The following is a 26,978-nucleotide window of genomic DNA, read 5'->3' as shown; positions in this document are numbered from 1 at the left end:
ATGTCGATTCCTTGATTCAATATACCTGCAAACGGCGGATCAACTCCAGCCGAGCGCCGTGATGACCATGTCGATCAGTTTGATGAAAGGGAACGGCAGCAGGATGCCCCCCAGACCGTAGATCAGCAGGTTCCTTCGCAACAATGAAGCAGCACCCAGCGCGCGATACTTCACGCCCTTCAACGCGAGCGGGATCAGGAACACGATGATCAGCGCGTTGAAGATCACCGCCGACAGAATCGCCGACGCGGGCGACGCGAGATGCATCACGTCCAGCACGCGCAATTGCGGATACGTCGTCGCGAACGCGGCCGGGATGATCGCGAAATACTTGGCCACATCGTTGGCGATCGAAAACGTCGTCAGCGAGCCGCGCGTCATCAACATCTGCTTGCCGATCTCGACGATCTCGATCAGCTTGGTCGGGTTCGAGTCGAGATCGACCATGTTGCCCGCTTCCTTCGCGGCCTGCGTGCCCGTGTTCATCGCGACCGCGACGTCGGCCTGCGCGAGCGCGGGCGCGTCGTTGGTGCCGTCGCCGGTCATCGCGACCAGACGCCCTTCGGCCTGATGCGCGCGAATCGTCGAGAGCTTCGCTTCCGGCGTCGCTTCGGCGAGGAAGTCATCGACGCCCGCTTCGGCGGCGATGGCGGCGGCGGTCAGGCGGTTATCGCCTGTGACCATCACCGTCTTGATACCCATCTTGCGCAACTCGGCGAAACGCTCCTTGATGCCGCCCTTCACGATGTCCTTCAACTCGATCACGCCGAGCGCGCGCGTCGTGCCACCCGCCGTTTCCGCGACGACGAGCGGCGTGCTGCCACGGCGCGCGACGTCGTCGACCGCGCTCTGCAGTTCCTGCGGGAAGCGCGCGCCGCGCTCGTCGATATAGCGCTTCAGGGCGTCGGCCGAACCCTTGCGGATCTCGCGATCGGGCAGATCCACGCCGCTCATGCGTGTCTGCGCGCTGAACGCGAGGAAGGTCGCATGGAGCGTCGCCATGTCGCGCTCGCGGATATTGAAACGCTGCTTGGCCAGCACGACGATGCTGCGTCCTTCCGGCGTTTCATCGGCGAGCGAGGCGAGTTGCGCGGCGTCCGCGAGCTCGCGTTCCTGCACGCCCGGCGCCACCGTGAATGACGAAGCCTGACGATTGCCGAGCGTGATGGTGCCGGTCTTGTCGAGCAGCAGCACGTCGACGTCGCCCGCCGCTTCGACCGCGCGCCCCGAGGTCGCGATCACGTTCGCCTGCATCATGCGGCTCATGCCCGCCACGCCGATGGCGGAAAGCAGCCCGCCGATGGTGGTCGGAATCAGACACACGAGCAGCGCGACGAGCGCGGTGATGGTCACGACGTGGCCCTGCTTGGCCGCTTCGACGGAGAACATCGAGAACGGCAGCAGCGTGGCGGTGGCGAACAGCAGCACGAGCGTCAGCGCGACGAGCAGAATCGTCAGCGCGATTTCGTTCGGCGTCTTCTGACGCTTCGCGCCTTCCACCATCGCGATCATGCGATCGAGAAACGCCTCGCCCGGATTGACCGTCACGCGCACCACGATCCAGTCCGACAGCACGCGCGTGCCGCCGGTCACCGACGAAAAATCGCCGCCCGACTCGCGGATCACCGGCGCGGATTCGCCGGTGATCGCTGATTCATCGACGGACGCCACGCCTTCGATCACTTCGCCGTCGGCGGGAATCACGTCGCCTGCTTCGACCAGCACGACGTCGTTCTTCACGAGATCGGTCGAGGTCGTGATGCGGATCGGCGATTTCGGATGCGGCTCGTTGAGCTTCTTGGCCATCACGTTGTGCTTGGCGCTGCGCAACGACGCGGCCTGCGCCTTCGAGCGCCCTTCGGCGAGCGCCTCCGCGAAGTTCGCGAACAGCACCGTGAACCACAGCCACAGCGCGATCGCGAGGATGAAGCCGGCCGGCGCTTCCGCCTGGCCCGCCAGCGCTGCGATCCACAGCACCGTCGTCAGGATGCTGCCGATATACACGCAGAACATCACGGGATTGCGCAACTGCGTGCGCGGCGCGAGCTTCCGGAACGAATCGACGATCGCTGGCTTGAGCAGCGTCGGGTCGAACATCGAGCGCGCGGCCGTGCGCGCCTGCCCCAGATTCTCGGGACGGTGCATCGGCGTTTGATTGAGTTGATTCATGCTGTCCTCGAAAATCAATGGCCCGTGACCATCGTGACGTGCTCGACGATGGGGCCCAGCGCGAGCGCGGGAATATAGGTCAGCGCGCCGACCAGAAGCAGCGTGCCGAGCAGGAGCACCACGAACAGCGGGCCATGCGTGGGCAAGGTTCCGGCAGTCACGGCAAGGCGCTTCTTGGCCGCGAGCGAGCCCGCGATGGCGAGGATCGGGATGAGCGAGCCGAAGCGGCCGAACCACATCGCGATGCCGAGCATCGAGTTGTAGAACGGCGTGTTCACCGAAAGCCCTCCGAACGCGCTGCCGTTGTTGTTGGCGGCGGAACTGAACGCGTAGAGCACTTCGGAGAAGCCATGCGCGCCGGGATTCGCGATGCCTGCCGTGCCCGATGCCGTCAGCACGGCGATCGACGTGCCCACGAGCACGAGCAGCGGCGTGAGCAGAATCACGATGGACACCATCTTCATCTCGAACGACTCGATCTTCTTGCCCACGTATTCCGGCGTGCGGCCGATCATCAGGCCCGCCACGAAGACCGCGAGCAGTGCGAACGCGAGCATGCCGTACAGACCCGAGCCGACGCCGCCGAAGATCACCTCGCCCAACTGGATGAGCAGCATCGGCACGAGGCCGCCGAGCGGCGTCAGCGAATCGTGCGTATTGGCGACCGCGCCGCAGGAGGCCGCCGTGGTCGCGACCGTGAAGATGCCCGACTGCGCGATGCCGAAGCGTGTTTCCTTGCCTTCCATGTTGCCGCCGGCTTGCAGCGCGGACGCGGCGGTGTCGACCTTGAGCGACGCATAAAGCGGATTGCCGGCCTGCTCCGACGAGATTTCGCCCCAGCACGCGACGGCAAAAGCGATGGTCATGGCGGCAAGCACCGCATAGCCCTGCCGCTTGTCGCCTACCGTGCGCCCGAACACCACGCACAACGACGCCGGGATGATCAGCATGGCGAGCATCTGCATGAAGTTCGAGAGCGGCGTCGGGTTTTCGAACGGATGCGCGGAGTTGGCGTTGAAGAAGCCGCCGCCGTTGGTGCCGAGCATCTTGATCGCTTCCTGGGATGCGACCGGGCCCATCGGCAGCGTCTGCTTGTCGGCCTTCGCGTCCTGCATCACCGGATTGCCCTTCTCGTCCTTCACGGCATTGCCTTGCGCGTCCGTCTTCGGCGCCTGATATGTCGTGACCTGGAGCGTCGGGACGTCCTCGTAGGCCTTGAAGTTCTGGATCGCGCCCTGGCTCACGAACACCAGCGCGAAAATCACCGCGAGCGGCGCGAGAATGTAGAGTGTCGTGCGCGTCAGATCGACCCAGAAATTGCCGATCGTCTGCGCCGTGTGACGTTTGAAGCCCCGGATCAGCGCGATCACCACCGCGATGCCGGTCGCCGCCGAGACGAAATTCTGCACGGTGAGGCCCAGCATCTGCGCGAGATAGCCGAGCGTGCTTTCGCCGCCGTAGTCCTGCCAGTTCGTGTTGGTCACGAAGCTGATGGCGGTGTTGAACGCGGCATCGGGCGTCATGCCGGCCATGCCTTGCGGATTGGCCGGCAGCATGCCCTGCAGGCGCAGGATCGCGTAGAGCACCAGCGCGCCGAGCGCATTGAACAACATGACGGCGATCGCGTAATGCTTCCACGACATCTCGGCTTCGGGATCGACGCCGGCGACGCGATACAGAAGGTTTTCGAACGGGCGGCCGATCTTGCGCACGATGACGGACGAGCCGTCGAGCACATTGGCGATGTAACGCCCGAGCGGAATCGCGAGCGCGATGAGAACGACGATGAAGATCGCCGTCTGCATGAACGTATTGGTGTTCATTCGAGATCCTCCGCACGCAACAGCGCGTACACGAGGTACACGAACAGCAGCAGCGTGGAGGCCGCCGCCAGCCACATCATCCAGGCGCTCATGGACGGCCTCCCGTCGCGCGACGGCTCAGCTTTTCGCAGCCGTGCGTGAGCGCCAGGCAGAGTCCCCAGAAGAGGACGATGCCGGCGAGATAAACGAAGTCCATTTTGATGTTCTCCCCAAGTGCGGTTCAGGACAGCGTGGAGAATAGGAGAACGGGCGTAAAGGACTTACGAAGAGATTTGGGGAAGGTATAAAAAATCTGTAAACGATCCGGACTGACCGGAACGACGCCGGCGGGCGCGACATCGACAGGCTATCTGGCTGGATCAGCGGGGAGTTCACTTCAAAGGGTTGTTGTCCACAAAGCGCGTCGCGTGACAAATAGGCATGCGCAGACTGATTACTTGTGACGAGTCGCCGCTCCGGAAATTGCGAAGTCAAAGGCGCTCTTCACGATTGGCGCGCGGCAACTCACTTTAGTGCTTCCTCTTTGCGCTTCCTTCCTTCGCTCGATGGCCTTGGCCAGTTTGGGACGGGGACTTTCCCGGTTCGAGCGGAGGTTCTTTCGCGGCAGCGCCGCCGTCTGTGCGCGCCGACGGGCCATCGTCGCGATCGAGTTGGTCAACCGGTGTCCGTCGCTGCTTTTGCCTGCCCCTATCTATCGCGAAAAGCGCTACCGTGATGATGACCCATGAGCAAGGCGTAACCCAGGTTGCGAGATTCGACACCATTGCACACTTGTAATGCGCCGGATTATCGCCATCCGCATGGCATTCGATGTGCCCTTCCAGATTAAATCCGCTTCTGCTTTCGATGATCTCGCCGACTAATCCCACCAGAAGAGTCGCCACGATGCCGATCGTGCAACTCAGGGCAAGACTGAGTTCCCATCTCGCCCGCGGTCTATTCCACTGATAAGCGTACAGAATCGCCAGGACCGTAACGGCGACCGCCGCGTTCATGTAATCGAAGGGGCCTTCGGCGATCAGCACAGCCAGCACGACCGCCAGAGCTGCACCCAGCAGCGCGGCAGCATCGACAGGATTTTCGTCCATCTCCGTCCTTCTCGATTGGTTAGCGCGAATGTCCGGCAACCGGCTTCTGAAATTCTAGGACACGATTGCTACCACGGCACCCGATGACAATCGGGCAGCATCCGTTTTCGTATCGTCAGCGGAATAGGTGTGCAGCCCCTCGGTCCGCGACCGAGAATCGCTTTCCGGCCAGTTCACGTTGCCGCCGCCAATATGCCCGACGGCCCGTTCACGTACCAAACGCACCCTCATGCGAGGCCGCCGGTCCGATAAAAAAACGGCAAACCAGCGCGTGCGACGAACGTATCATTACGCATCGCAGGGATGCTTTTCGCTCACAGCGCAGAGGAGACCGCATGACAACTCACAAACTCTCCGAGTTTTCCTGGGACGAGCAGGAAGACGTCAAAGCCATACTCGCCAACCGGGGACTCGACCCGCGCGATTTCGAGATCGCGGACAATGACGAGGTTTCCGCGGGCGCCAGAAACGGGACGGTCCGGCAGGTCTCGGTCATGCGGGTCACGAACGGCAAGCGGGCGACCTACGACACCGATCACTTCGGCACCTGGCTCACCGATTTCGCCGAAGCTCTGGAAGCGGGCGAGTTCGACGACTGAGCGGCGCCGTGAGGCCCGTATCGCCTATTTCGATCTGGGGTTCGAATACCGCTCCTTCGACATCCGGATGGCGACATCGAAATCAGACTCCGTCGCGAGATGTTGATGATCGACGCTGACGAGCCAGCCGTCGGATGATCTGCACCAGCGAATTCTCCCGTCCTGATAGAAGGCGGAAAACCAGCGCCACAACGAGGCGTCCTCTTCGTTGGCTGCTCGGGCCGCCTCTGTCCGGATCCTGTCACATGTAGTAGCGGGCATAAATCTTCGGTTCAAAACTGTGCGAAAGCGCGGTAACGAATCAGTCCCTTCCGACGCTCGCTTGCAGACGATATAGTCGTTCGGTTTCCTTCGCGTCGAAACCAAAGCGGCTGCATTCGGTCGAGGCAAACTCTCGCAGACTGCGTTCGGACATCCCCTCCACCAACAGAATCGATTCTTCGGCGTAGCGGTTTCCGCTTCGACGGCTTTCCTCGGTGACATGCGACGAAGCGGCGCGATCGGGTTCGGCGAACGCGATATTGGCGATTCCGGGATGTCCGCACCAGTCGTCGAGCAAGCCGACGTTGATTTCCTGGAGACTGTCGGGCCTGGCGCTGATCGACATGACGTACGACCCTCGCGTTCCTCCCGCTTTCGCGAGCACGCGATACGCCGAGCGCCGGCCGTCGCGAAACGTCGGAAGCGTCGCGCGAGTCCAGTCGGTCGGATGGTTCAGACGCGCCAGATAGCAGGGATGTGAAAGCACCGACAGGCTGTCTACATCGTAAAGAATCAAGAAATGGCAATCCGCGTCTGTACGGACGAAGCGTCGGCCGCGCACGAATCCGGGAATCGCCATGCGCTCCGGCAGATGCTCATGCGTGTGCCAGGCGACGAAGTTCTCCTTATCGCACTCGTGCACGCTGAGCGTCGCGCACAGGATGGCACGGTCGTTTTGCGTGTTCATGTGCCTGTTCAGCGCGCCGTCGCGCCGCCGTCGACGGGCAGCGCTACACCGACCACGAACGACGCCGCGTCGGAACACAGCCACACGACGGCGCTCGCGATTTCCTCGGCCTGCGCCATCCGTCCGAGCGGATTGGCGAGCTTCGCGCGCGCCGCCAGTTCATCGCCGAAGCGGGCGCGGGTGAGCGCCGTCTCCACGAGTCCCGGGCACACGGCGTTGATGCGAACGCCCTTGCCCGCAAACTCGATCGCCGCAGCCTTCGTGAGTCCCACGACACCGTGCTTCGCCGCGCCGTACACGCCGTCGGAGGGCACGCCGACCAGCCCGGAACGCGACGCGTTGTTGACGATCGCCCCCTTCCCGGCGAGCAGCATCTGATCGAGTTCGGCCTTCATGCAATGCCAGACGCCCTCCAGGTTCACCGACATCACGCGGTCCCAGTTCTCCTGCGTCGATACGTGAAGGCTCGCGGCGCGATCGGGCACGCCTGCGTTGTTGAACGCCATGTCGAGCGCGCCGAAATGCTCGACCGTCGAGCGAATCATCGCCTCGACCGATACCGCGTCAGTCACATCCACGCCGACGAACATCGCCCTCGCGTCACAGTTCGTTTCGATATACGAAACGGTTTCCTTGCCACCCGTGGCGTCGGCGTCCGCTACGACGACGGCCGCGCCCCTGCGCGCGAATTCGATCGCCGTCGCGCGGCCGATGCCCGATGCGCCACCGGTCACCAGCGCCACTTTCCCGACCAGATTTCGATCCATGTGTTTCCTCCGTTGTTGCTAAGCCGTCATCGCAAGACTGGCGCACAACGCGATCAGGACATCGATGTTTGCGGACCAGCCTTTCATCCATGAACGCCTGTTCATCGCCTTCTCCGGTTACCAGCGAACGGGCAGCGCCTTCAGGCCGTAGACGAACGACTTGTCCTTGTAGCGCAATTCGTCCTCGGATACGGCGAGCTGCAGTTTCGGAAAGCGTTTGAAGAGCGTTTCGAACAGCACCTGAAGTTCGAGGCGCGCAAGCGGCTGGCCGAGACATTGGTGAATGCCGAACGAAAACGCGACGTGCGACTGATCCTTCGTATCGCGGCGGATATCGAAGCGCTCGGGCTCGGGGAACGCCACCGGGTCGTGATTCGCGCCATGCAGGAGCGCCAGCACGCCCTCGCCCTTGCGAATCAGTTGACCGCCGATCACGACATCTTCCGTTGCGACCCGATTGGAGTTCATGTGCGTGATCGAATGAAAGCGCAGCATTTCCTCCACCGCGCCCTTCACCAGCGACGCGTCCGCCATCAGCGCCGCACGCTGCTCCGGATGCTGAAACAGACTGAGCAGGCCGAGGCCGATCTGGTTCGCGGTCGTCTCGTGGCCGGCGAGATAGAACAAGGTCGCCATCTGCACGGCATCCGCATGCGACACCTTGCCGGGATTGATCCATTCGATCGCCATGCGGCTCAGCAAGTCGCTGCCGTCGCCCGGATCGCGTTCCTTTTCCAGCAGCAGCGCGTCGATGTACTGACTCATGTGCTTCGCCGACTGCGTCAAGGCTTCGGGCGCGATCGAAAGATCCATGCGGTCGCCGCTCCATTTCTGCAGCTTGTCGTGGTCCTCATAGGGCACGCCGAGCATGATCGAAATAACCAGCGACGGAAGCGGCAGCGCGACAGCGCCGATGAAATCGGCCTGCGCGCCCGTGCGCTCCATGTCGTCGAGAAGCTGGTCGAGCGATCGTTGAACCAGCGGGCGCAGCTCCTGCATGCGCTTGGCCATGAACTCCTTCGTCAACGTGCGACGATACTGGCCGTGCTCGGGCGGGTCCATCGTGATGAAGGTCTGATAGGACTTCGACTGCGCGGCGCGCGACGGCGAGACGAACGGAAAGCCGGGCGTCAGCGGCGATGCGCTGAAGTGCGGGCTCGTCATGACTTCGCGAAAATGCGCCATGTCGGTCACGAGCCAGGCGAGACTGCCGTCCCACAGACTGACTTGTACGACGGGCGCCTGCTCGCGCAGTTGCGCATATTGACGCGGTGGCACGAGCGGCGCGGCGCCGTCTCGCGGCCACGGGAAGCGTTCCGTGGCGAACGGGCATGTGGCAGTGGTCTCGGACGTATTCATTCCTTCCTCGCTGTTGGTTTGAGAAGCTAGAAGCGGTGCCGCATGCCGACTCGCAATACGACCTGATGCGGCGTATTGGACGGCGTGATCGTGAGATAGGACGCGACCGCGGGCTGTCCGGTCGAATCCACGCCGGACGCGATCTGGTAGTTCGCCATGAAGTAGACATCGGTCCGCTTCGAGAGGAAGTAGTCCACCGATGCATTGAACATGTGGTACTTCGCGCTCTCCTTGCCGTCGATCGCGCCGCCCACGAGATAGTCGTAGGAGCCGTTGAGCCACAGGAACGGCGTGATGGCGTAGCGCGCGAACAGGTTGTAGCTGTTGAACGCAGCGTTGCCGGTATAGCCACGCGGATTGGTCAGCGCGAGATTGCCCGATGAAGGCGAGTTCAGATCGCCGAAGGTGATGTGCGAGTAATCGAAGCCGACGATGAGGCTCTGCACCGAGTACTGCAACGCCGCGCCCATGACCTGGTAATACGCCGCCGATGCAAACGCGCCGTAGACCGGATTGGTCTGCACGCCGCTCGTCGCGCCGAGATTGTTGGCCGTGGCGGAACTGTTGGGGTTGTTGCCGAAGAACGAGCGGTTCGGGTCGCGGGCGCGCAGGTACGCCACGGCGGCGGACCAGGGACCGTTCGAATAGGACGCTCCGGCGGAATAGATGCTGTTGGTGCCGAACGAACCCGCCACGCCGCCAAAGCTGTACAGCCCGCCGAACTTGAATCCGTTGTACGTGTTGCTGGTGAACTTGACGGCGTTGTTCACGCGATACGTGTTGCCGAAGTTGTTGATGTCGTTGCCATGCAGCGCGTAGGTGCCGTTGCCGACCGCGCCGGTGAGCGGCCCGATGTAATCCACGGCCGAGTCGTACTGGCGGCCGATCGTCACCGTGCCGTAGGGCGACGCGAGCCCGACATAGGCCTGCCGGCCGAACAGGTTACCGCCTTGCGCCAGCGAGCCCGTGCCGATATCGAAGCCGTTCTCCAGCACGAAGATCGCCTGATAGCCTCCGCCGAGGTCTTCAGTGCCGCGGAATCCGAGCCGGTTGCCCTGCATGATGCTGCTGCTCATCGCGTACTGATGGCTGCCCGTGCGCCCGCCCGGTGCGGCGGTCTGCGCATTGTTGACGAAGTTCAGCCCGTAATCGATGATGCCGTAAATCAGCACATTGCTTTGCGCCGATGCATGCGCTGACACCAACAACACCGCCGCCGCGGACGGCCATCTCCAGTATTTCATCTCTGTCTCCATGTCTCATATTTTTAGACTATTTACTTTGGTATCCTGCTTAATAAACTGATTGCCCGGTTATGCGATTCGGCTGCGATCTCCTCATCGGCAGCTCAGGTCGGGCCTGCACAAGGACAGATGCGGCATGCCCGCCACGGAAGCGGATCGGAACCGATACGTCACGTTCGCGCGCAACACGGGTTGCGCCAGGGCATCGCATTCCATCGCGCATTCGAGATTCAGATGCCAGTGGTCGCCCACCGGCTGAACGGCCCTGACCGTCGCGCCGACGCGCAGACCCGAGCCCGTCGGCGCGGGCGCAACGAACTGCAGTTGCTCGATCCTGTGCAGCGCCACATTCAGCGTGTCCTCGAGCACGTAGATCTCCTCGAGCATCGGAATCAGCAGGGCGACCATGACGCCGCAAGGCACGATGTCCTCGCCGATGTGGCTCCGCGAGAGTTCATCGGTCAGTGATTCGAAGCGCTCGATCGTGACCCGATCGACCTCCAGCCAGTCGCTGTGACCGAGGTGGAATCCCAGACAGGCACGGATGCCTTCGACGCCGCTCAGCATGATGGGCACTTGAATCTCCGTGTCGACGGTTCACGAACCGAGCAGGTCGGCATTGCCTTCGCCGAGCGCGGGCGCGGCCCGGCGGGGTTCGAACAGATGTCCGTTGAAGCGCGCCGGATAGCGGATCGCCCGCACCGTGCCGGTGGGCGTTTCGAGTTGCGAGTAAAGCCGGTTGTGCAACACCTGCGGGTCGTTCAGATGCGCGTCGGGCGCGTTGACGGGACCAGCGGGCACGTCGAGTTCACGAAAGCGCGCGAGCCAGTGCGCCGTCGTCTTCTGTCTGAGCGGCCCCGCGATGCGCTCGAAGAACGCGTGCGTCATGTCGCGCTTGCTGGTGATCTTCTTCAGTTCATCCTTCCATTCCGGATGCCCGAGCGCATCGAGCGTCCGGCTCAACTGCTTGCCCGACACCGGCGACACCACCAGATGACCGTCGCTCGTCGCGAGCACCGGTTGCGGCGCGAGCGTTTCGGGCGAGGCGTCGTCGACGAACGCGCGGTTGTGGAACATGTCCGGAAAGTTGTAGTAGGACAGCATGTCGAGCATCGACGTCTCCAGATGGATCGCCTTCTGCGCCCGGTCCCGCGCGATCAGTCCGGACAGCGCCATCTGCGCGGCGAAGATCGCGGCGACCTTGTCCGCCACGAACGTATTGGTGGCGCGCGGCGTGCCGCCTGCCGCCTCGTAGCTGAGCAGGCCAGTGCGGCCCTGGATCAGCGCATCGAAAGCGGGTTCCGCGGCGAGTTCGCCGTCCGGCCCGTAACCGGTGATCGAAAGCTGGACGATGCGCGGATTCAGCGCGCTCACCGCCTCGAAGCTCAGCCCGAGCGACGCCGACACATGCGGACGCCAGTTCTCGATATAGAGATCGGCATCACGCAGCAGCACCTTGAATCGGGCGAGATCGTCGGCGGACTTGAGATCGAGCGTGACGCTGCGCTTGCCGCGATTCGCATTGGTCCAGACGGTGCCCACGCCCTTCCAGCCATGACCGAAGTTCCGGTACGGATCGCCCGACGGCGGCTCGACCTTGATGACGTCCGCGCCCAGATCGGCGAGCATCTGCGCGCAGAACGGACCGGAGATGTAGCTGCACGCTTCGACGACCTTCACGCCGGCGAGAGGCCGCCTGAAGGCGTCGTCGTCATGCGTCGGTGCCGTGGTGGATGGGTTCGTCATGCGTGTTGCTCCTGTTTCGTGTGGGCGTGCGTCGCCGTGACGGCGCGCAGTTGCGCCATCGCGAGCACCATGTCGAGGGTGGGGGTGGCCACGTCCGTGAGATCGCGCAGTGCGCGGATCGAGTGCACGAGCGGGTCGAGTTCGAGCGGACGGCCTGCTTCGAGATCCTGCAGCATCGACATCCTGTGATGCGACGCGCTCACCGTCAGCGCGATGCGCCTGTCGGGCGACGGACCGATCGCAAGCCCCAGTCGCGTGGCGATGGCATCCGCTTCCGACATCATCGCCTTGACGACGGCCAGCACGCCGCCGGCCTCGGCCATCTCGCCGAGCGCGCCCTGCGTGAGCAGCGCGACGGGATTGAACGAGAGGCTGTTGACGAACTTGACCCAGATCGCCGAACGGATGTCCTTGTTCACCTTCGCGTCGATGCCGCTCGCGCACAACAATTCGCTCAGCGCGCGCACGCGCCCGGAGTCGCTGCCGTCGAGCTCGCCGATCGGACAGCCCGCTTTCGCGCCGTCCTGCACGATCACGCCCGGCGCGCTCGCATGTGCGCCGATCCAGTAGACGCAGCCGAGCACCTGCTGCGGCGGCATGACACGCCACTGGCGTGCGTCACGGTCGAGGGAAGGCAACTGCGTGCCGCCGAAACGTCCGGGCAGCGCATGAAAGAAGTAGTACGGAATACCGGTGGTCGGCGGCAGCACGGTAGTGTGCGGGCCGATCAGCGGCGCGATCTGCCCGAGCGCGCCATCGACCTGATGCGCCTTGAGCGTGATGAACACGTAATCCTGTTCGCCGAGTTCGCGCGTGTCCGAGGTCGCGCGCACGGGCACCGTGAACGCTTCGCTGGCGGTCTTCACGCTCAGTCCGTGGCGGCGGATGGCGTCGAGCGTCCTGCCCCGCGCGACGACGCTCACCTCGCAGCGCCCGGCGCGCGCCAGATGCGCCGCCAGATAGCCGCCGATCGCCCCGCCTCCGAAAATGCATATCCTCTGCATGGTCCGCTCTCTTGCATGGCTGATGAGTCGCGCCCGCTGCATGGAAGATGCGATGGCAGGCGCATACGATGAGCACAAGATACGGGCCACACAGGCACGAGGGGAAATACTAAAAAACGATGATTCAAGCAGATCGGCGTATAGCTGCGAAAGCGGAATATCGACGGGCTATCGGGCAGTCTGCTCGCCTTGTCGCGCGCGCCGGAACGCCGCGGGCGCGACGCCGACCACGCGGCTGAATGCCGTGCTGAATGCACTGTCCGAGTAATAGCCGATGGACAGAGCGATGTCGGTGAGCGAACGTTCGCTGTTGAGCAGCGCATCCTTGGCGAGCGCAATGCGCCAGTTCGACAGATACGTGGCGGGCGCGACGCCGACGCGTTCCGCAAAGCGCCGCGCGAACGCGGCACGCGACATGCCGACGTCCTTCGCGAGCCCGTCGACGGTCCAGTGATGCGCGACGTCCGCGTGCATTTTCTGCAGCGCGAGATGGATGTGCGGATCGGCCATGCCGCTGAACCAGCCGGCCTCGCGCGAGTCGATCCGGGTCAGCGGACGCCGCCACACTTCTACCAGCATGATTTCGACGAGCCGGCTCATGACGAGATCGCGTCCCGGCAGATCGATGCTCGACTCCTCGCCGATCAGCGCAATCAGCCTCGACAGCCGACCCGCCTCTTCGTCCGACGAACGGATGTACAGAAAATCCGGCAGCATGCCCGAGAAGAGCGCCGTGTGTTCCGGGCCGATTTCGAAGTACCCGCCGACGAGACGGACCTTGTCGCCGCCTGCGCCCTCGTCCCAGCGAACGTACGCATCGGCTGCGACGCCGTCTTCCATCGCGTGCAGCGTGGCGCTCGCATCGGGGTCGCTGACGAGACAGTAGCGGGCCGTCGCGCGCATGAGGAGGTAGTCGCCCTGGCGCATCAGCAGCGGCTGGCCGTGGCGCGGCACGTACCAGCATTGCCCCGTCACGACGAGGCAGAACACCGGAATGTCCCGGCACGGCACGCTCATGCCCCAGCGGCCCTGCGCCTCGACCGTCCGCCAGCTGATCGCCCGGGGCCGCATGAGTCGGATGATATCGGTCAGGATGTCCATATTGAGACGATCGATAAATTTTCGTAGACGGACTCTTATAGATTAACTCATTGCGTTGCCTTAACTTGTATCCCAACGACCGGTGCATTCACCGGCGAAGAACAAGACGGAGACACGTAATGAAGCTCAAGGACCGGGTGGTCGTGGTCACGGGCGCGGCACAGGGCATGGGCCGCGCCATCGCGATCGAAGCGGCGCGTCAGGGTGCGGCGTGGGTCACGCTCGCGGACGTGCAGGAAGATCGCGGCGCGACGGCCGCTCACGAAGTCGAACAGGCGGGCGCGAAGAGCTGCTTCATCCGCACCGACCTCACGGACACGGCGGCGATCCGCCACATGATCGACGAAACCGCGCGCCTCGCGGGCGGCATCGACGTGCTCGTCAACAACGCTGGCGTCACCGACGACGGCCTGACGGGCCGCGCGCCGACGATCGAAGACCTGTCCGAAGCGGTCTGGGACACGGTCATGAACGTCAATCTCAAGGCGATGTGGCTCGCGAGCAAATTCGCCGCGCCGTGGTTGCGGCGCTCCACGCAGAGTCCGGCCATCGTCAACGGCGGGTCGGTCGCGGGCAGCGTCGCGTACCCGGGCTTGCCCGCCTACGCGGCGAGCAAGGGCGGCGTCGCGATGCTGACCAAAGCGATCGCCCTCGATCTCGCCGACGCCGGCATACGCTGCAACGCCTACGCGCCGGGCGCGATCGATACACCCATGCTGAGCCACAGCGTGGAGCACGCAGGGGACCAAGAGAAAGCGCGCGCGCGCCTGTGGGGTACGCATCTGCTCAAACGCCTGGGGCGCCCGGAAGAAGTCGCGAAGCTGGTGTGCTTTCTCGCGTCCGACGAAGCGTCGTTCTCGACGGGCAGCACGTTCAGCGTCGACGCCGGCACGCTCGCGTGGCGTGGCGTGCACTGAGCGCCGCAGCGCCATGCGAGCCGCACACGAGCACCGCTGTCCGCCGAAGTGCGCGCGACGCCTGACACGCTTTCTGTCGCTCGCCCTGTACATGACGGACCCCATCCGTCAGGCCGCCGATGAATGGCTCGTCGCCGAATATCTCGGCGCAACGGGATCGAATCCGCGCGGGCCGGTCGTCACGGTCGGCAGCGCGAATAGCAGAGAAGGAACGCCGACATGAACATGCGCCAACTCCAGTATTTCCTCGCAGTGGCCGCCGAGCTGAATTTCACGCGCGCATCGGAACGCGTGAACATCGCTCAGCCCGCATTGAGCGCGCAGATCATCGCGCTGGAAGACGAACTGGGCACGCCGCTTTTCACGCGCGAAAAGCGCAAGGTGCTGCTTACGCCTGCGGGCGAAATCCTCGTCGAACATGCGCAGCGCGTGCTCAACACAGCGACGGCGGCGATCGCCGCGGTGCGCGCGTCGGGACGCGGGGCGCGCGCGCATCTGATCGTCGGCTCCATCTACACGGCCATCTATTGCTTCCTGCCGAACACGCTGCGCATCTTCAACACGCTCGCGCCGAACTCGGACGTCAGCCTGCAGGAAATGACCATCTCGCAGCAGATCGCGGGTCTCAAGGAAGGCCTCATCGAAGTCGGGCTGGTGCGCGGGCATGTGTTCGATCACAACATCGTGACCGAGCTGCTGTATCGCGAGCTGCTCGTGGTCGCCGTGCCGGCGGGCAGCGAGTACGACGTCCCCGGCCCCGTGGATCTGCACGATCTGGCGCGCTGGCCGCTGATCGCGGTCGCGCGCGGCACGGCGACGGAGCGTGGCTACGGCGACAAGATTCTCGACCTCTTCGACGATGCGAATCTCAAGCCCAATGTCGCCAAGGAAGCCTACGACATGCATACGTCCGCGTGCCTCGTCGCGGCGGGCGTGGGCGTCGCGGTCGTGCCCGCCATCATGCAGCTGATGCAGCCGCACGGCGTCGCCTACCGGCCGCTCGCGGTCGACACGCCGGGCGTGTCGCTGTCGCTCGCCTGGCACAAGGATCGCGTGCCGCCGCTGCTCAATGCATGGCGGGAAGCGGCGCGCACCAATGCGGCGCAACTGATCGCGCGTCATCCGCAATACTTCATCGATACCTCTTCCCCGCGTCTGGTCGAAGCAGCGGCCGCCTGACGCGCTCATTGACGCGTTCAGCGCGGCTCTTGCAGCCAGTCGTCGACTTCGTCGCTGTGCTCGCCCAGATGCGGCGCCGCGCGCACCTCGGCTGCGGGCGCGCCGTGAAAGCGCACCGGCGGACGCATCTGCACATAGTCGCCCTCCGATGGATGCGTCCTGCGCTCGAAGAAGCCCGTCGCCGCGAGATGCGGATCGGCGAGCACGCCATCGAGATCCCTGACTTCGGATGCGGGGATATCGCATTCGGCGAACAGCATCAGCCAGTCGCGCAACGGCTTGCCCGCGACGATGCGGGCCATTTCCGCGTGCATGCGGTCGAGCGCGTGGAAGCGATCGCGCGCCGTGCACAGCTTCTCGCGCTGCAGAAAATCCGCGTGACCCGTCACGTAGAAAAAGCGCACCCAGCGTTCGTCCGTATAAGGCGCAATCGCGATATAGCCGTCGAGGCATTTCAACGGCTGGCGCAGCGGATCGAGCTGGCGCGGATAGCCCGCGCTCTCCGTCGGCGGAATCAGCGCGCGGCCGTAGAGATGCTCCTGCAACAGGAAATGCGTGAAGCTTTCGAACATCGGCACTTCGACAGACTGCCCGGACCCGGTGCGCTCCCGATGCAGCAGAGCGCCGAGCACGGCATAGGTTGCGTGCAGGCCCGCGACCTTGTCGGCCATCGCCATCGGCAGATAGCGCGGCGCCGGGTTGCCGTCCGCGCGCGGCAAGAGACTCGCCGCGCCGGATGCGGCCTGGATGATGTCGTCATAAGCGGGCCGTCCCGCATACGGGCCGTCCTCGCCGAAGCCCGTGCAATGCACGTACACGAGACGCGGATGCAGCGCGCGAACGGCGTCGTAGCCGAGACCGAGCCGCGCGATCGCGTCGCGGCGCAGATTGTGGATGAACACATCGCACCGGCCGAGCAGGCGCACGAGCGATGCCTTGCCGCGCGCCGTCTTCAGATCCCACACGACCGAGCGCTTGCCGCGATTGAGCGTCATGTGCGCCGGTCCCATGCCGCGCGTCTGCGCCGGCCGTCCGACGCGCCTGATTTCGTCGCCCGAGAGCGGCTCGATCTTGATGACATCCGCGCCCATTTCGGCGAGCGTCGCCGTGCAATACGGGCCGAAGATCACCGACGTCATGTCGAGAATGCGCACGCCGTCGAGAATGGACGATGCAGCCATGAAAGTCTTTCCTCGCGGCGGGTATCAGACCGCTTCCTCGGTCGTCAACAGCAGCTTCAGGTTGAACGACGGATCGGCGGCCTGCTCGCGCGACGGGCTGATGCGCCGTTGCAGCAGCCTGCGCGCGGACATGTGATCGGCAGGCCGGTTGCACGATTCGACGCCCGTCAGCCGATGATGCCGGTAGCGAAACACGGAGAACGCGCCGGATGCCGGATCGCCACGCACGACGCTGCTGTCGAGCCGGCGCGCGACGCCCGCGATCTGCAGCCGCGCGCCGCCCTGATCGCTCCAGAAGACGGGCGTCTGGTCGTACGGCGTCGCATCGCCGAGCAGCGAACGCGCGACATGGCGCGCCTGATCGACGGCGTTCTGGACCGATTCGAGCCGCAGCAGATCGCCGCCATCGAACGCGTAGGGAAACGCCGCGCAATCGCCGATGGCGGAGATGGCCGGGTCGGACGTGCGCAGCCGCTCGTCGACGATGACGCCGTTGAACACGGACAGGCCGCACGCCGCGGCAAGCTCGCTGTTCGGCGCCACGCCCGCAGCCACCAGCACGAGATCGGCGTCGAGCCGCGCGCCGTCGGCGAGTTCGACCGCGCTCACGGACTCGCCGTGACCGACGATGCCCGCCACCCGCGCGTCGAAGGAAAAGCGCACGCCGGCCGCCTGATGATGCGCCGCGCACGCCGCCGACATCTCTGCCGAGATCGCGCGCTTCATCACGCGATCGACGGACTCGACGACATGCACGTCGCATCCGCGCGCGGCCGCGATGCTGGCGACTTCCAGACCCAGAAAGCCGCCGCCGATCACGACCACGCGGCGCGCTTCGCCGAGCGCAGTCCTGAGCCGCTGCGCGTCGGATACGGAGCGCAGCGACACGACGCCATGCGTCGGCTGCGTCAGGAACGGCAGCGTGCGATTGCGCGATCCCGTCGCCAGCACGAGATGATCGTAGGGAACGATGCGCCCCGACGCCAGCGACAAACGCCTGCGCCGGCGATCGATCGCACTGACGCGCTCGTCCGCGAGCCATTCGATGCGCGCGTCGTCGAACCAGTGTGCTTCTTCGAGGCTCAGTTCGTCTGCCGCGACGTCGCCGGTCAGGAAGCTTTTGGACAGCGGCGGCCTTTGATACGGCAGACCCGCTTCGTCGCCGATGAGCCGGATCACGCCCTCGTAGCCTTCATCGCGCAAGGACGCCGCGGCCTGCAAACCGGCCTGCCCCGCCCCGACGATCACCACCGATTCGGGCCGCGCGTTCACTGCCCGCTCTCCTGCGCGGCCGCATCGTCGATGAACTTCTCGACCTTGATCGCCTTCGACGGGCATTTGCGCGCCGCGCCCAGCACCTTTTCGTACAGCGCCTCGTCCGGCTCCGTCTGCAACAGCTTGACGACGCCGTCCTCGTCGCGCTGATCGAACACGTCGGCGCTCGACAGCACGCACAGTCCCGCGCCGACGCACACATCCTGATCGACGGCGACGCGCAGTTTGAAGTTTCCGTTTGCCATGCCCTACTCTCCTTCATCGCGCGAATGCGCGCTGCGGTTGGTTACCAGGTGACGGGCAAGGCTTCGAGACCCTGCACGAAATGATCGCCCTTGCCCTCGATCGCTTCGAGCGGCACGGCGAAGCGCAGGCCCGGCATGCGCTCGAACAGCGACGCGAACACGACCTGCAATTCGACGCGCGCGAGCGGCTGCCCGAGACACTGATGAATGCCGTAGCTGAACGCGACGTGATGATCGGCCTTGCGTGTGATGTCGAACCGCTCGGGCTGCTCGAACGCCGTGGCGTCGTGATTGGCGCCGGAGATCAGCGCGATGACGCCGTCGCCCTTGCGGATCATCTGTCCCGCCACTTCGACGTCCTCCGTCGCGACCCTGAACGCGTTGTAGTGAACGATGGTATGAAAGCGCAGCATTTCCTCGACCGCGTTGCGCAGCAGCGAAGGGGTGTCGCGCAACAACTGCAACTGGTCCGGGTTGGTGAGGAAGCTGAAGACGCCGAGCGCCATCTGGTTCGCGGTCGTTTCGTGGCCGGCCATCAGCAGCAGTTCGGCCATGATGACCAGTTCGCGATGCGTCAGATGCCCCGGCCGCACCTGCTCGACGATCAGCCGGCTCAGCAGGTCCGTGCGCTTCTCCGCATCCTGCGCGCGCTCGGTGATGAGCCGGTCGAGATACGACAGGATGCGGTCCGACGCCGCCTTCGGGATCGACGGATCGACATCGAGCAGCACCTTCAGGCGGCTCTGCTCCTGGAAGAAGCCGTGATCGCGCGCGGGCACGTCCAGCAGGCCCGCGATCACTTCCGAGGTCAGCGGCAGGAAGAGATCATCGACCAGATTCGCGGGCGGCCCTTTTTCCAGCAGTTCGTCGACGAGCCGGCTGAAGATCGATTCGATGCGCGGGCGCATCTCGCTCACGCGCTTGATCATGAACTCCTTGGTCAGCATGCGGCGAAAATGGCCGTGCTGCGGCGGGTCCATGCGAATGAACGCCGGCTCCAGATCGAGCACCGCGTTGCGGGCGGGCGAGAGACTCGGAAAGCCGCTCACGTGCGGATCGCCGCTGAAGCGGTTGTCGCCGAGCACGGCGCGCACGTCGTCGTAACGCGTGAAAAGCCATGCGTCCTTGCCGTCCCACATCCGCACTTTCACCGGTCCCGGCTGTTGCTGATAATCGCGGTACTCGGCAGGCGGAACGAACGGACATTGCCGTGGCATCGGGAACGCCGGTTTGCTGAAAGGACATCCAGACATCGCGCCTCCCGTCACATCCATTGAATGATTGAGCTCATGTCGGGAACCGCTCACAGACCGCCGTTGACGTCGAGCGTCGCGCCCGTCACGTAGCGCGCATCGTCGCTGACGAGAAAGCCGATCGCCGATGCGATCTCCTCGGGCTCGGCGGCGCGCTGCAGACCCGAGCCGGCGATGAGCCTGTCGCGAATCTCTTTGGGCACCTTCTCGCCCATCGCCGTGTTGATCGTGCCCGGCGACACCGCCGCGACGCGGATGCCGTGCGGACCGAGCGGCTTGGCGAGGCTCTTCGTCAGGTTGATGACGGCCGCCTTGGAGCCGCCGTAGTCGGTCACGCCGCTGCCCGCCGTCGCCACGATCGACGCAAGATTGACGATCACGCCGCCGCCGCCCGCCTTGACGAGACGCTTCGCGACTTCCTGGCTCAGAAAGAAGGGCGCGCGCGCGTTGACGCCGTAGGTGAAGTCGTAGTCGGTGGGCGAGATGTCGAAGAAGGTCTTGCCGTGCCACACGCCCGCATTGTTGATGAGCACGCGGATGGTGCCGTACTGCGCGTCGATTGCTTCGACGGCCGCGCGAATCTGTTCGATATCGGTGACGTCGCACGCGCGGTAGGCGTATTCACCCTTGCCCGACTCGGCGATATCGAGTCCGACGACGGTATAGCCGCGCTCGCTCAGGTTCTTGCAAATGGCTTGTCCAGTCAGGCCGTTCGAGCCTGTCACGACTGCAACGTTCGATGTCATGTGTCACCTCTTCTCACGATATGTTCTTGAACCGGATCATCTATCTTCGCGCTCTGCTTCGAGCGGCTCAGGCTCAAGATTCGCGCAGCGGGCGTTGCAGGTCCAATACTGTTTTGCTGGATCGTGAGACCGAATTCCTATCGATGACGACGCCGGCGCGCTCGCGGTCCCAGCAGTCGGCGGTGACGCCTTCCGCGCGCAGCCGATACTTCTCGACGCGCTCGCTCGGCGTCTTCGGCAGGCTGTCGCGAAACGCGACATAACGCGGTATCGCGAAGTACGCGAGACGCGGCTCGCACCAGCGGATCAGCTCGCACTCCGACAGTTGCTCGCCGCGCCTGAGCACGACGACGGCCTTGACGTCGTCTTCGCCGAGTTCCGATGGCACGCCCACCACGCACGATTCGAGCACGGCCGGGTGCGCGCCGATCACGGCCTCGACTTCGAACGATGAAATATTCTCGCCGCGCCGCCTCAGCGCCTGCTTCTTTCGGTCGACGAAGTGGAAGTAGCCGTCTTCGTCCTGCCGCGCGAGATCGCCGGTGTGCATCCACAGATTTCGAAACAGGTCGAGCGTTGCTTCGGCATCCTTGTAATATCCGCTCGTGCCGAGAAACGGACGTTGTGGCCGCACGACCAGCTCGCCTGCCTGACCTTGCGCGACTTCGTTGTCGAGATCGTCGACGACGCGCACGTCATAGCCCGTGATCGCCTTGCCGCATGCGCCCGCGCGACGCTCGTCGTAGGGATTCACGAGACAGCTGCTGCATTCGGTCATGCCGTACAGTTCGAGCAGCCGCGTATTGAAGCGCGCCTCGAACGCATGCCACAGATGCGGCGGCGCGGCGGCGCCCACCATCAGGCGCAGCGGATTGTCGGCATCGAGCGGCGAAGCGGTCTGCTTCATCAAGATCGACAGCATGCCGCCGATGAATTTCGCCGACGTGCAGTTCCAGCGACGGCAATCGTCGAGCATGCGGCTCGCCGAAAAGCGTTCGACGAACACGGCCTGTGCATCGGCGAGGAGCGCGGGGCCGGTCGTGCCGTGCGCGCTCGTGTGAAAGAACGGCAAACCGGTGTAGAGGACGTCTTCGTCCGTATAGCGCGCGTACTTCACGGCTTGCGCCCAGATCTCGTACCAGTAGTGATGGCTGATCAGCACGCCCTTCGAGCGTCCCGTCGTGCCCGACGTGTACGAGATGGTCGACAACTGCCTGAAGTCCACTGACACGCCGGGCGCGGTTTCCGCATGCGACATCAGTTCGTCGAAATGCAGGGTCTCTCGCCCTGGCCAGGCGGCGAAACGAGGTTGCGCGCGCGCATCCACGACGATCGTGTGATGCAGCTTCGGCAGCCGGTCCGCGATCGCGCCGAGTGCGTCGGCGTACGCAGGTTCGACGACGAGCGCGACGCAATCGGCATGATCGATCTGATACGCGAGACCTTCGCCCTTCAACGCGATGTTGATCGGCACGCATACCGCGCCGATTCTATTCAGCCCGAACCACGCGAACAGGAACTCCACACGATTCGACAGCATCAGCGCGACCTTGTCGCCGGGACCGATGCCGAGTGCGCGAAAGCCGTTCGCCGCCCGGTTCGACGACGCGTTCAGTTCCTCGAAACTGACCGTTCGCTCGCGAAACCGGAACACCTCGTGATGCGGATGACGCCGCGCCTTGTCCTCGATGATGTGCCCGATCACGCGATCCGTCTGCGCGTACTCGTGCATCGTCCACTCGGACCATCTGCGCCCGGCGCGCTCGAACTTGTCGTTCCACTGACCCATCGTGTCGCTCACTGTGCTTCGTCCTCGATGACCCGCATCAGCCCTTCCTGCATCGCAGTGCCGACGCGCCGGCCATCCTGATACAGCGCGCCCGCGCCGAGCCCGCGATTGTTCGATGCGCACGGCCCGGTCATGTCGTAGTAGAACCACGCGTCGGGACGCACGGGCGCGTGGAACCACATTGCGTGATCGAGGCTCGCGGAGCGGGTGCGGCGGTCCATCGTGCCGTGGCCGCGCGGACGCATCGCCGTGGTCATCAGATCGAGGTCGCACGCATACGCAAGCACGGCGTGACACAGCAGCGGGTCGTCGCCGCATGGCTCGCGCAATCTGCACCAGAGTCCGTTGACGGGCGCCGTGACGCCCGGATCGAGCCAGGGCCGCCACATCTCGCTGCGCCGTTCGAAGAGCTGCATGATCGTCGAGACGTGCGAGCGGCGCCGTTCCAGCAAGTGCGCTTCGCGCGCGAAGAATTCCGCTTCGGCGGGCATGTGATCGGGAGGCGGCACGTCCGGCGTCGCGGGCAATCGCTCGTGACAGCCTTCAGCCGCCTGAAACGACGCCGCGCCCATGAACACCACGCGCGCCGCCTGCGTGACGACCACGCGGCGGGTGCTGAAGCTGCGGCCATCGCGCACCGGCTCCACGTCGAAGCGCAGCGGCTTCGTCACGTCGCCGGGATGCACGAAATAGCCCTGCATCGAATGCAGGCCGTGTGCGTCGCGCACGGTGCGTCCCATCGCCATGATCGACTGCGCGAGCAGTTGCCCGCCGTAGATGCGGCGCACGCCGTCGACGAGCGACTCGCCCGAGAACACATGACGCTGCCCCTCGCGCACGCGCAATACCGACAGCAGATCGCTCACCGTCACCGCCATGCGCCCTCCCCGTCAGCCCGGAATCGCGACGACGAGTCCGTCCAGCTCGGGCGTGATCTCGATCTGGCAGCTTAGGCGGCTGTTGCTGCGCGGCTCGCCGAGGCCTTCGAGCATTTCACGTTCGATGTCGCAGGCTTCTCCGACCACTCGCATCCACGTCGCGTCGACATGGACCTCGCAGGTCGCGCAACTGCACGCGCCGCCGCATTCCGCGACGATTCCCGCGATCATGTTGTCGACCGCGCCCTGCATCACGGAACTGCCGAGCGGAACATCGACTTCCGTGGTTTCGCCGCTCACCTGCACGTATTTGACGACTGGCATTGCACACCTCTCTCTGGCTGAATCAACCTGAATCAATCGGACTGTTGCTGCGCCGCTTCGAACAGCGACTTCAATGAAAACGTCTCGTCGGCAAGCCGCGCGGCATCGACGGCGATGCCTTCGGCGATCAGACGCTTGCTCTGCATGAATTCCTGCGCGCGGTTGATGCAGTCCGCCGCGACGAGCCGTCCGGACTTCAGATAGAACGCGCTGAAGCTGCGGCCCGTGTCGCGCGAGCCGCGCACGACGACCTGGTCATAGCCCGCGTTGAGACCCGCGATCTGCAGCTTGATGTCATATTGGTCGGACCAGAACCACGGCAGCGCGCGATACGGCTTGTCCCTGCCGCACAGCGCCGCGGCGGCGGCCTTCGCCTGCTCGGTCGCATTGGGAACCGACTCGAGCCGGATGCGCCCGTAATACGGCGACGGATGCAACGAGCAGTCGCCGGCCGCGACGATGTCCGGGTCCGCAGTCCGCGCGCACGCATCGACCACGATGCCGTTATCGACATCGAGTCCGGCCGCCTGCGCCAGTTCCACGTTCGGCACCACGCCCACGCCGACCACCACGAGACTCGCGGCGAGCGTCGTTCCATCGCGCAGCACGATCTGCTCGACGCGTGCGTCACCCTCGAAGCGATCGACCGTGACACCCGTGCGGATATCGACGCCCTCTTCGCGGTGCACGCGCTCGAAGAACGCGGACACGTCCGGCGCGGTCACGCGCGCGAGCACGCGCGGCGCCATTTCGAGCACGGTCACGCGCATGCCGAGCCGATTGAGCACGGCCGCCGTCTCCAGCCCGATATAGCCGCCGCCGACGATCGCGGCATGCGCGCCCGGCTGTACATGCCGGCGAATGCGATCGATGTCCGCGATGCCGCGCAGGTAATGCACGCCTTCCAGTTGCGCGCCCGGCAGCGCCACGGTGCGCACACGCGTGCCGGTGCACAGCGCGAGCTTGTCGTAAGCGAGCGCGCTGCCGTCCTGCAAAGTCACCGACTTGCGCTCACGGTCGATCGACACGACCCGCTCGCCGAGACGGAATTCGATGCCGAACTTCGCATACGCATCGGCCGTGCGGATCAGCAAATCGTTGCTGTCCTTTTCGCCGAGCAGATACGCTTTCGACAGCGGCGGCCGTTGATAGGGCAGATGCGGTTCGTCGCCGATCACGACGATGCGCCCTTGCCAGCCCTCCTGCCGCAGACTCGGCGCGAGTTGCGCCGCCGCATGGCTCGCGCCGACGATGATGCAGGTCTGCTCCACGATGCCCTCCTTGCTGTTCGTCACCTGATCACGCGCCCACGGCGGGCCATGCGCGGCCGGGCCGCCCGAGCACTTCGCCGTTGTGTTCGCCGAGCATCGGCGGCGAGCGGTCGATGTGCGTCGGCGTGCCGGAGAAATTCAGCGGGTTATTGATGATCCTGAATTCGCCGCCCTTCGGATGCGGCAGAGTCTTCAGCAGCTTGTCGACGACGTGCGGATCGCTGAACACTTCGGGCCAGGTGCGCACCGCGCCGTAGATCGCGCCCGCCGCCGAGAGCCGTTCGTCCCACGCGTCGAGATCGCGCGTGGCGAAGATCGCGGCGAGCCGTGCGTTGACAAGTTCGCGGTTGGCGAGGCGCGCGGCCTTCGTGGCGAATCGTTCATCGGTCTTTAGTTCGGGCGCATCGAGCGCATCGCACAGCACCTGCCAGAACTTGTCGTTGATGGTGATGATCATGATGTCGCGGCCATCGGATGTCGCGTACGTGTTGTTCGGCACGATGTCCCAGTGCTGGTTGCCCATGCGCCGTGGCGTCTGCGCCGTCAGGTCGAAGTACACGTCGCGCGGCACCTGGCTGAAGATGCTGGCGTCGAGCATCGACAGATCGACGCGCTGGCCTTCGCCCGTGCGCTCGCGCGCCTGCAATGCGGTGAGCATGCCGATCGCGGCGAGCAGCGCGGTCACGAGATCCGAGAACGGAAAGCCGGTCTTGAGCGGCCCGGATTGTTCCGTGCCCGTGACCTGCATCACGCCGGAAATCGCCTGGATGATCATGTCGAGCGCGGGACGGTTGCGGTCGCGCCCGTTGCGATCGAAGCCCGAAATCGAGCAATAGACGAGGCGCGGATTCAGCTCGCGCAACGCTTCATAGCCGATGCCCACACGTTCCGTGAAACCGGGACGGAAGTTTTCGACCAGCACGTCGGCCTCGGCGGCGAGCGCGCGCGCGGCGGCCTGCCCTTCCTCTGTCTTCAGATCGAGCACGATGCCGCGCTTGTTGCGATTCACGCCGAGAAAGAATGCGCCGTCGCCGTTGAGCGTGGTCTCGCCCGAGCGGCGAAACGGATCGCCCTCCGGCTGCTCGACCTTGATCACGTCGGCGCCGCAGTCGCCGAGCATCATCGTTGCGAACGGGCCGGTCATCATCTGCGTGAAGTCGAGCACCTTGAGGCCTTGCAGCGCCGTTTTCATGCCTTTTCCTTCTCGGTGTAGAACGCTTCGCGCTCGTGGTTCGAGGCACGCACGCCCTTGTCGCGGCGCTGCTTCATGAAGTTGTATTCGTCCGATTCGTAACGCACGTTGGTCGCGAGCGCGTGCAGCACGTGACCGTAGGCGAACTGGCTCGCGATGCCGAGCGAATCCATCGCGAGATTGGTCGCCGCCTTGCCGACCACGATGCCATCGCGCGGCAGCCGCACGATGCGCTCCGCCCATTCCTCGCCCGCGTCGTCGAGCGACGCGAGCGGCACGACCTTGTTGACGAGGCCGTTGGCGAGACACGTCTGCGCATCCCACACGTCCGCCATCAGCAACAGCTCGCGCGCCTTGCGCGGGCCCAACGCCATCATTTCCCACGCGGCGAAGTAGGCCGCGCCCGACAGCCCGAGCTTTTGTTCCGGATGACCCATCTTCGCCGTGTCGGCCGCGATCACGAGATCGGAGCCTTCCGCGAGATACAGGCCCGCGCCGAGGCAATAGCCCTTCACGAGCGCAAGCGTCGGCTTCAGAAACTTGAAGATGCGCTCGAAGCGTTCGATATAGCGCTTGTCGTGCAGGAGCCGCGCGCGCTGGCTCGGCTTGCGCGGACGTCCCTTGTCGTCCAGTGTCGTTGCGCCGTATTCGGTGCCCACTTCCGCGAGATCGTGTCCGGTGCTGAAATCGTCGCCCGCACTGCGAAGCACCACCACGCGCACGTCGTCTTCGGCTTCGGCGCGGTCGTAGCCGTCCATCAGCTGATCGAGCATGGCGCTCGTCATCGCGTTCTTCTTCTCCGGGCGATCGATCGTGATATAGGCCCGGCCATCCTTCGCGACGTAGTCGATGCTGCCTGTCATGTGTCTTCTCCCGTTC

The 26,978-nt window shown here is 64.6% G+C and carries 28 protein-coding genes; 4 read left to right on the top strand and 24 right to left on the bottom strand.

Annotated elements, in window-relative coordinates:
* Positions 1-39: 39 nt before the first annotated feature.
* The 5 genes from kdpB to AWB80_RS32905 form a co-directional block, all read right to left on the bottom strand.
* A complete protein-coding gene (kdpB, locus tag AWB80_RS32920; RefSeq protein WP_061178880.1) occupies positions 40-2,097 on the bottom strand; it encodes a potassium-transporting ATPase subunit KdpB in 2,058 nt (685 codons plus the stop codon).
* 86 nt (positions 2,098-2,183) lie between these two features.
* Positions 2,184-3,992: a potassium-transporting ATPase subunit KdpA gene (kdpA, locus tag AWB80_RS32915; RefSeq protein ID WP_061178853.1), complete on the bottom strand. Its 1,809-nt coding sequence runs from the start codon at positions 3,990-3,992 to the stop codon at positions 2,184-2,186.
* Positions 3,989-4,084: a K(+)-transporting ATPase subunit F gene (kdpF, locus tag AWB80_RS32910; RefSeq protein WP_061138515.1), complete on the bottom strand. Its 96-nt coding sequence runs from the start codon at positions 4,082-4,084 to the stop codon at positions 3,989-3,991. Before kdpF ends, kdpA begins: the two co-directional genes overlap by 4 nt.
* Positions 4,081-4,188, bottom strand: a complete 108-nt coding sequence (locus tag AWB80_RS44670; RefSeq protein ID WP_208635721.1) for a potassium ABC transporter ATPase — start codon at positions 4,186-4,188, stop codon at positions 4,081-4,083. The genes kdpF and AWB80_RS44670 overlap by 4 nt, the downstream gene beginning before the upstream one ends.
* A gap of 313 nt (positions 4,189-4,501) precedes the next feature.
* Positions 4,502-5,080, bottom strand: coding sequence for a hypothetical protein (locus tag AWB80_RS32905; protein WP_061178852.1), 579 nt, complete (start codon positions 5,078-5,080; stop codon positions 4,502-4,504).
* Positions 5,081-5,415: 335 nt separating this feature from the next.
* Here AWB80_RS32905 and AWB80_RS32900 point away from each other — a divergent pair, with 335 nt between their 5' ends.
* Positions 5,416-5,679, top strand: a complete 264-nt coding sequence (locus AWB80_RS32900) for a hypothetical protein (RefSeq protein ID WP_061178851.1) — start codon at positions 5,416-5,418, stop codon at positions 5,677-5,679.
* A 301-nt stretch (positions 5,680-5,980) separates the two neighbouring features.
* On the opposite strand, the gene AWB80_RS32890 is transcribed toward AWB80_RS32900, so the two are convergent.
* From AWB80_RS32890 to AWB80_RS32855, 8 genes are all read right to left on the bottom strand, one after another.
* Positions 5,981-6,628, bottom strand: a complete 648-nt coding sequence (locus AWB80_RS32890) for a hypothetical protein (RefSeq protein ID WP_061178849.1) — start codon at positions 6,626-6,628, stop codon at positions 5,981-5,983.
* Between the two features lie 8 nt (positions 6,629-6,636).
* The gene (locus AWB80_RS32885; RefSeq protein ID WP_061178848.1) at positions 6,637-7,395 is read right to left on the bottom strand and encodes a glucose 1-dehydrogenase; all 759 of its coding nucleotides are present in this window, start codon (positions 7,393-7,395) and stop codon (positions 6,637-6,639) included.
* A 117-nt stretch (positions 7,396-7,512) separates the two neighbouring features.
* Positions 7,513-8,754: a cytochrome P450 gene (locus AWB80_RS32880; protein WP_061178847.1), complete on the bottom strand. Its 1,242-nt coding sequence runs from the start codon at positions 8,752-8,754 to the stop codon at positions 7,513-7,515.
* Between the two features lie 26 nt (positions 8,755-8,780).
* The gene (locus AWB80_RS32875; RefSeq protein ID WP_061178846.1) at positions 8,781-9,998 is read right to left on the bottom strand and encodes a porin; all 1,218 of its coding nucleotides are present in this window, start codon (positions 9,996-9,998) and stop codon (positions 8,781-8,783) included.
* Positions 9,999-10,091: 93 nt separating this feature from the next.
* Positions 10,092-10,565, bottom strand: coding sequence for a hotdog family protein (locus tag AWB80_RS32870; protein ID WP_061178845.1), 474 nt, complete (start codon positions 10,563-10,565; stop codon positions 10,092-10,094).
* A 30-nt stretch (positions 10,566-10,595) separates the two neighbouring features.
* Positions 10,596-11,744 (bottom strand): CaiB/BaiF CoA transferase family protein, encoded by a 1,149-nt coding sequence (locus AWB80_RS32865; protein ID WP_061178844.1) that lies wholly within the window; start codon positions 11,742-11,744, stop codon positions 10,596-10,598.
* The gene (locus AWB80_RS32860; protein WP_061178843.1) at positions 11,741-12,748 is read right to left on the bottom strand and encodes a ketopantoate reductase family protein; all 1,008 of its coding nucleotides are present in this window, start codon (positions 12,746-12,748) and stop codon (positions 11,741-11,743) included. The genes AWB80_RS32865 and AWB80_RS32860 overlap by 4 nt, the downstream gene beginning before the upstream one ends.
* 168 nt (positions 12,749-12,916) lie before the next feature.
* Entirely contained in the window at positions 12,917-13,849 is a 933-nt protein-coding gene (locus AWB80_RS32855) for an AraC family transcriptional regulator (RefSeq protein ID WP_087131775.1), read from the bottom strand.
* Positions 13,850-13,968: 119 nt separating this feature from the next.
* Between AWB80_RS32855 and AWB80_RS32850 the strand changes: the two genes are divergently transcribed.
* From AWB80_RS32850 to AWB80_RS32845, 3 genes are read left to right on the top strand one after another with little or no spacing between them, the layout of a single operon-like run.
* Positions 13,969-14,766, top strand: coding sequence for an SDR family NAD(P)-dependent oxidoreductase (locus AWB80_RS32850; RefSeq protein ID WP_061178842.1), 798 nt, complete (start codon positions 13,969-13,971; stop codon positions 14,764-14,766).
* A 13-nt stretch (positions 14,767-14,779) separates the two neighbouring features.
* Positions 14,780-14,989: a hypothetical protein gene (locus AWB80_RS43580; RefSeq protein WP_143328184.1), complete on the top strand. Its 210-nt coding sequence runs from the start codon at positions 14,780-14,782 to the stop codon at positions 14,987-14,989.
* Positions 14,986-15,945 carry a LysR substrate-binding domain-containing protein gene (locus AWB80_RS32845; protein ID WP_061178841.1) on the top strand — a complete coding sequence of 320 codons (960 nt, stop codon included), beginning with the start codon at positions 14,986-14,988 and terminating at the stop codon, positions 15,943-15,945. The genes AWB80_RS43580 and AWB80_RS32845 overlap by 4 nt, the downstream gene beginning before the upstream one ends.
* 17 nt (positions 15,946-15,962) lie before the next feature.
* Here the strand turns inward: AWB80_RS32845 and AWB80_RS32840 are convergent, their stop codons facing one another.
* The 11 genes from AWB80_RS32840 to AWB80_RS32790 form a co-directional block, all read right to left on the bottom strand.
* Positions 15,963-17,126 carry a CaiB/BaiF CoA transferase family protein gene (locus AWB80_RS32840; protein WP_061178840.1) on the bottom strand — a complete coding sequence of 388 codons (1,164 nt, stop codon included), beginning with the start codon at positions 17,124-17,126 and terminating at the stop codon, positions 15,963-15,965.
* Positions 17,127-17,150: 24 nt separating this feature from the next.
* Positions 17,151-18,398: an NAD(P)/FAD-dependent oxidoreductase gene (locus AWB80_RS32835; protein WP_061178839.1), complete on the bottom strand. Its 1,248-nt coding sequence runs from the start codon at positions 18,396-18,398 to the stop codon at positions 17,151-17,153.
* Entirely contained in the window at positions 18,395-18,646 is a 252-nt protein-coding gene (locus tag AWB80_RS32830) for a ferredoxin (RefSeq protein WP_061178838.1), read from the bottom strand. The genes AWB80_RS32835 and AWB80_RS32830 overlap by 4 nt, the downstream gene beginning before the upstream one ends.
* Positions 18,647-18,687: 41 nt before the next feature.
* Positions 18,688-19,863, bottom strand: a complete 1,176-nt coding sequence (locus tag AWB80_RS32825; RefSeq protein ID WP_244206861.1) for a cytochrome P450 — start codon at positions 19,861-19,863, stop codon at positions 18,688-18,690.
* An 86-nt stretch (positions 19,864-19,949) separates the two neighbouring features.
* Positions 19,950-20,645, bottom strand: a complete 696-nt coding sequence (locus AWB80_RS32820; protein WP_061178837.1) for an SDR family NAD(P)-dependent oxidoreductase — start codon at positions 20,643-20,645, stop codon at positions 19,950-19,952.
* A gap of 73 nt (positions 20,646-20,718) precedes the next feature.
* Positions 20,719-22,446 carry an ATP-dependent acyl-CoA ligase gene (locus AWB80_RS32815; RefSeq protein WP_244206859.1) on the bottom strand — a complete coding sequence of 576 codons (1,728 nt, stop codon included), beginning with the start codon at positions 22,444-22,446 and terminating at the stop codon, positions 20,719-20,721.
* Entirely contained in the window at positions 22,443-23,312 is an 870-nt protein-coding gene (locus AWB80_RS32810; protein WP_061178836.1) for an acyl-CoA thioesterase, read from the bottom strand. The genes AWB80_RS32815 and AWB80_RS32810 overlap by 4 nt, the downstream gene beginning before the upstream one ends.
* A gap of 12 nt (positions 23,313-23,324) precedes the next feature.
* Positions 23,325-23,636, bottom strand: coding sequence for a 2Fe-2S iron-sulfur cluster-binding protein (locus AWB80_RS32805; RefSeq protein WP_061178835.1), 312 nt, complete (start codon positions 23,634-23,636; stop codon positions 23,325-23,327).
* A gap of 32 nt (positions 23,637-23,668) precedes the next feature.
* Positions 23,669-24,931: an NAD(P)/FAD-dependent oxidoreductase gene (locus AWB80_RS32800; RefSeq protein ID WP_061178834.1), complete on the bottom strand. Its 1,263-nt coding sequence runs from the start codon at positions 24,929-24,931 to the stop codon at positions 23,669-23,671.
* A 4-nt stretch (positions 24,932-24,935) separates the two neighbouring features.
* A complete protein-coding gene (locus AWB80_RS32795) occupies positions 24,936-26,099 on the bottom strand; it encodes a CaiB/BaiF CoA transferase family protein (RefSeq protein ID WP_061178833.1) in 1,164 nt (387 codons plus the stop codon).
* Positions 26,096-26,962: an enoyl-CoA hydratase-related protein gene (locus AWB80_RS32790; RefSeq protein ID WP_061178832.1), complete on the bottom strand. Its 867-nt coding sequence runs from the start codon at positions 26,960-26,962 to the stop codon at positions 26,096-26,098. Before AWB80_RS32790 ends, AWB80_RS32795 begins: the two co-directional genes overlap by 4 nt.
* Positions 26,963-26,978: the final 16 nt, after the last annotated feature.

It is taken from the genome of Caballeronia pedi (assembly GCF_001544915.2).
Classification (GTDB): domain Bacteria; phylum Pseudomonadota; class Gammaproteobacteria; order Burkholderiales; family Burkholderiaceae; genus Caballeronia; species Caballeronia pedi.
Note: the sequence above shows the minus strand (reverse complement) of the source record. Positions and strands in the feature narration are given on the sequence as shown.